Annotated in this window: 5 protein-coding genes; 4 read left to right on the forward strand and 1 reads right to left on the reverse strand. The window is 30.9% G+C overall.

Annotated elements, in window-relative coordinates; genetic code table 11:
* Positions 1-1,099: 1,099 nt before the first annotated feature.
* From ACIQ0D_RS11090 to ACIQ0D_RS11100, 3 genes are all read left to right on the forward strand, one after another.
* The gene (locus ACIQ0D_RS11090; RefSeq protein ID WP_395805595.1) at positions 1,100-1,342 is read left to right on the forward strand and encodes a hypothetical protein; all 243 of its coding nucleotides are present in this window, start codon (positions 1,100-1,102) and stop codon (positions 1,340-1,342) included.
* Positions 1,343-1,384: 42 nt separating this feature from the next.
* The gene (locus ACIQ0D_RS11095) at positions 1,385-2,500 is read left to right on the forward strand and encodes a hypothetical protein (RefSeq protein WP_395805597.1); all 1,116 of its coding nucleotides are present in this window, start codon (positions 1,385-1,387) and stop codon (positions 2,498-2,500) included.
* A gap of 204 nt (positions 2,501-2,704) precedes the next feature.
* A complete protein-coding gene (locus ACIQ0D_RS11100; protein ID WP_395805599.1) occupies positions 2,705-3,109 on the forward strand; it encodes a hypothetical protein in 405 nt (134 codons plus the stop codon).
* A 236-nt stretch (positions 3,110-3,345) separates the two neighbouring features.
* On the opposite strand, the gene ACIQ0D_RS11105 is transcribed toward ACIQ0D_RS11100, so the two are convergent.
* Entirely contained in the window at positions 3,346-3,744 is a 399-nt protein-coding gene (locus ACIQ0D_RS11105; RefSeq protein WP_395805601.1) for a hypothetical protein, read from the reverse strand.
* A 197-nt stretch (positions 3,745-3,941) separates the two neighbouring features.
* Here ACIQ0D_RS11105 and ACIQ0D_RS11110 point away from each other — a divergent pair, with 197 nt between their 5' ends.
* Positions 3,942-4,595, forward strand: coding sequence for a hypothetical protein (locus tag ACIQ0D_RS11110; protein WP_395805603.1), 654 nt, complete (start codon positions 3,942-3,944; stop codon positions 4,593-4,595).
* Positions 4,596-5,630 lie beyond the last annotated feature (1,035 nt).

Raw genomic sequence — 5,630 nt, forward strand, 5'->3', positions numbered from 1 at the left:
AGTTGGTTAGAATGCCGCCCTGTCACGGCGGAGGTCGCGGGTTCGAGTCCCGTCCGGTCCGCAATAAAGCCCCCAAACGTAAAGTTCTGGGGGTTTTTTGCATTTTGGGGTGGATTGGGGTGAAATTTTTGGAATTAAGAGGAGTCAGAAGACTCCTGACATTGAATAATCCGTAGAGATCGCTGCGCTAAACTCTACGGACAGAGGAGAAGCCAAACAATTTTTAGAATTCATTCCCAGGACCTGGTCACAATCAATCTCTCGTGAAAAGCCAAACATATTTTCGGATTCTCTCAGGACCTGTTCGCCTCCATCCTCGACAGAGCCAAACAAATTTAAGATTGCGCCCAGCGCATGATATTCTCTTTATTAAGAATAGCCAAACATATTTTATGATCCGGTGAAGATGCACCGGAAAGATTTATTTAAATCTTTGATAAGGGGTGGGCTCCCGGCCCCCTCAAATCCTACCTTTTTTAAGGGAGGTTTTTTGATACTTGTACAGGGGGGATAAATATTCCCGTGAAATTTTTATCTCATAAAAAGTCTTTGTGAAACTTTCTATGAGAAATCAGTAAAAAAAATTTTTCTGAAATTTTAGAAAAACCATCTATTATTATCCCATTTAGGTTTTCTTTGATATTTATTGTTAAAGAAGAACATGAAGACAGTAAAACAACATCCCAAGAAAAAAATGGTCGTTATTTTGACCGAAAGTCAGGTGAAAAATTTAATAAACAATATAACATTTAGACCTATTTATAACTTCCTCTCTTTTTTTAGGAAGTTTCAGACTCAGATTCCTTAATGGTTTTGTTTCAATGAGTTTTAGCTTCATAAGATTCTCAGTTAAGTTCACACAACTCCTTTTTGAAATTCGTGAAATACGTGAATTTCCGTGAAGGAACGCAAATAACGTAAAATATTTAGGATTTCAATAGGTTATAACATAATTTTGATCTTAGTAAATTTAAGTTATATTAAAAAATCATTAATCTTTATTGTAGCTATTTTTAATCTTTTTTCTTGCACATCTAGTGGTGAAAAATTTGACAACAGGGGTCGATAAAACGACGGGAAAACATTTTCCATTGAGCTCATGAATGAATTTGAATCCTCAGTTGACACTGTAATTATGGGAGATTATAATAATTCAGATTGGTCATATACCCTTTTTTTAGGGCATGATTTTGATTCTGAAAAAGGGAAAGAATTATTTTATAAGGCTAGAACAGAGAGCAACAGTTTAGGAAAACTTATTTCTATAATATTTAGGTTTAGTATTAATATAGGATTTCATCAAACGCATCTGAATATGGAATCAGAACCATCAAACAATTAAAATTCATAATTACACTAAAGGCTTATTAACATATAAAATAATATGGCAAATATTATGTCAACTTTCGTTAAGTTAGTTAATCTAAATGAAGAAAGTTTCAAAAAATTCATAGAACTATTTCCAACAACTGAAAAAAATAGTTCAGTAGAAGTGGAGGAGCACTTAAGTAAATTATACGATATAAATTTTGGAGAAGATGGCATTTCAATAGATTGGATGAACAAAAATGTAGGTGGTAAGCAATTTTATATTACGTTTCATGATGGGTATTATAATAGAGGAATATTTCAATCTGAAGTTGAATTTTATTTAGAAAATGCATGGGATCTACCTGAGTCGTATCTAAAAAAATTAATCAATTATTTTACGGAAATAGATAGTGCTATTGTTTTATACGGAACATATGTAGATGAATTCCATGACCCTATTGGTGCATTTGTTTATGCTAATAATAATTATGAAGATATTGAAGAATTATATCCTGGATTAGATATAGATCAAATTGAAAATGATGAATATCGCGATAAGGCTTATGTAAGGTTACGAGAACACAGCAACTGTTTATATGAAGGTTATCTAGATAGGTTGAATGAAGAAGAAGAAGATTATGCATCAAACGTATTTACTAGTGGTTTCAGGATAGAATTATATTTCTGGGACGACATGATTGTAACAGAAAATCAAGATAAGAGTTTTGACCCCTATGTTACTTACATTATACAAAATAGCATTGATAAAGTTTTGAAAAAACACAATAATCTAGGTATGACAAAAGATACTTTTCCAATATATTTTGAAAATAGCACTTTAAAACTGAGAATGAGCTTTTTCGAAAAATTTGAGGACCGAAAAGCAATTCAAGCTTTTCTAACATTGGGTACAAAGTTGTCAACCGATGGAACTGTTAATTGGAATCCAATTAAAGATTGGGGTTTGCCAGATAATGAAAATGCTTGGGAATTTGCTCAGATAACCGAACTCGCAAAAGACTTTTATCTTTTAATAAATGAAATCAATGATGGTTACTGTGAAAAATTAGCACAAATAAGATGGCAAGTCTATAATTCAATTACAGATAACAAAGATGATTATAAAATTAATATATATATAAACCCGACGACGAAAGACATTAGAGTTGACGTTACAATCGGAATTTAGAAGATAAATTCTTGAAATAAAAAAACTGAATTAAATCGAACTTATTTTTAACTACGTAATAGTAACTATCTAGCCTCATTATAAAGTGGATAAAAATTATCTAAATAAGCTGTGCTAATCTATTATTAACCATACAACAAATATAATTTGTTACAAAAAGAAAAAATTAAATTAATAATAATCATTTTATTTTAAAAAACAAACATGAGACCAGAAAAATTAAATGCAGCAATTTCCATTATTTTTTCAAATATTGTTATTGCAAGTATAGACGGAGTTACAGATGACGAGTGGGATGATATCAAACAAACTGTTGTTTCTCTAGCAGGAAAAGGAGGTGAAGGGTTATTTCATGATTTAAGTATTGAAGATGCTGGTATATTTTTTCAGCAAGCCGGAGTATGGCACAATTCATTAAATCAAGCTGAAAGAATTGAAGCTGCAGCTGAATGTTGCTTATGGTTATTTAATAATTTGAGTTCAATTGATGGTAGAAAACATATAGTTACCTATTTCGACTATACTGCCTCTGCAGATGGAAAATTCACGGCACAAGAGAAAGAGTTGGTTGATATGTTTACCAAACTAATTATTACAGGGGAGCGTTAATTCCGCTTACATTTTAAAATTGCGACCATTAAATTGAAATAGTGCGGTAGATAATATACTACCGTAGCTAAATTTGATACTATATATTGGATAATTAGCTCTAATTAAAGAAAGGAGTGATTGCTTAAAAATCTGAATTCAGTCAATAAATGCTACTTTTAATTTCATGTTAAAAGTTGCATTTATTGATGCTTCTTTCTAAAATTGTTAAATAGCTTAATACTATTTATATCTTATTATATTCCTTTTAAATCTTTTTCTTTAATTGCAAATTTAATTATACAGTTAGTATTTGCCTCCAAAATACTTCTTAATTCTCTTATTGCATCATTATCATTTTTTGAATATTGAAATTTCATAATAACGTTAATAATACTTTGTACAGCGATCATGTGTTCAATCATTAATGAATCATTTTCTAATCTACGATTCAACTTCTGCCTCTGATATTTGTTAAGGGAATCCGCATTTAACTCTTTCTTTACCATGTCGGTAACTGGAAAATGTTCCTGATCATGTATTTTTCTAATTAGATGAGTAATAGTGTAACTCCATGTTTTAGAAAGATTTTTACCATATAATCTAATGAGGTGAACTAATCCTAATAGATCTGAATCACTAACTGATAACTTCATTTATAAATTAATAAACAATTGACTAACAATGAATTAGTAGTAGACATTGTTAGCTTCTCAACCAAAAAGTACAATTTTAAAGTATAAGAATTAAATCAAATTAAATTTTTGTAAGCTTTCATCTATTCGTACTTGAACTTACAATATCTTATAAAAATTCTATATTGCAGTAAGTATTTATTTAAAAAAATAACAGTATGTTTTTTTCTAAAATTATTTCTAATATTTTTAAAAATCGACTTGAAGATGCTATAAATAGCGATCAAGATCTTAAGGAATTATTAGAAGAGGGGGATTTGTTAGTTGATGACATGAGAAAGTCGGTGATTAATGCCATGATTTCTGGGCAAGAGGTTCCATTCTATGCTAGACGATATGTAAATGTGAATGCTTTGTCTGATGATGAAAAGCGTTATCTGAAAATAAAAATTGTAGAAGCAGTTCTAAATAATAAATGTCCCGATGAAAAAATAATAAAGCTAACAAGCTTTAATGAGACGCATCCTCTGTGGGATAAGTATTTGCTTTTGAAATCAGAAAATAATGAAAAAAGGAAAAAGCTTTCAAAAAAAATCCAATCAAGAAAAATAAGGGATATAGAATCAGTTATATCCAAGTACGGTAAATTGAACTATGAAAAGGCCTTGAATGGTGAAATCTTTGATAATATGGATGAAGAGTTGCTTTTGTTAGCAAAAGGGAATCCTGATCACAAGGAATCTAATTTAATCAGAGGAAAAATCTCAGAGGTATGGTACTACGGAAAGTACAAAAATCGAATGAAAACAGAATCTTATAAATTTTCGGTCAGATTAACTGAGGGAAAGGTGAAAGGCTGGAAAAACCTGTAGTTTATGGGCAAAAAATTTGGATTAAGCTTCTCGTTTTTTAGATTGATTGGTTTCACAGTATTTAAGCAGAGAGTAGCACGAAAAACAGGAATACCCTTAACTCGTGGCGGTTTTAACGCAAAAATTGGTAGATTTTTAATTAATTTGATTTTCAAAAAGTAGATTATCGAGACTTTTAATTAAAATCGTAAATTATCAGTCCCAAATACCAATTGTATTATCATCGATTCAGTAAGAAGATAATTGCAAACACCCCAAATATGCAGGCGGAAAGGAAATAAAATTACCGATATAAGTATTTTAGTACTTTTTAACACAAGGTTTCTGGAAGCTTAGTTTTAATATACAAAGAATAATTAAATCCTAATAGAAGTGTATCTCCGTTTTGAATAGATAGAACAATTTGGTCAATTAAACCTGACAGAGCATCTTGATATTCTTTTTATTACAATATTCTATTTTAAGACATAATTAGTAATCAAATCCTAAATATTTTCTTACTGATTGAGGTATTGCTCGTTTTATTTTTTCCTTATCATCTCCGCTGTCCTTAGAGTTTAGCGTAGCGGTCTCTAAGTATTAGCAAATATTGAGAGTCTTCAGACTCGATCCTATTTATACCTTCAGGATTAACTTTAACAAAAAATGCCTCTCTGCGCCTTTTCGGGAGCATTTTTTCACAAAGAACAAATCTTGTTCTATGCTATATTTCCGAAATTAACTGCGAAAATTCGTGTAAATCTGCGGGCGACAAAAAATAGCTCCCGCAGATTTAGTGGATCAGCGCAGATAAGTATTTAATGGCCTTAAAGCATGGATTATAAGAAAGAATATACTAAAAATTGCCCATATTTCCAAATAAAACCACTAAATGTGTTTCCCTTAATCTTTAAATTGTAGATCAGAGAAGTCTGGATAACCTCCTGCTTTACCAATCCGGAGAGGTGCTACGCTAAACTCTCCGGACAGTGAGGAGTTAGAATACTCCTGATATTTATAAATCCGTAGAGATTCTGAGCTTAACTCTAGCGGACA

Source organism: Daejeonella sp. (assembly GCF_044342615.1).
GTDB lineage: Bacteria > Bacteroidota > Bacteroidia > Sphingobacteriales > Sphingobacteriaceae > Daejeonella.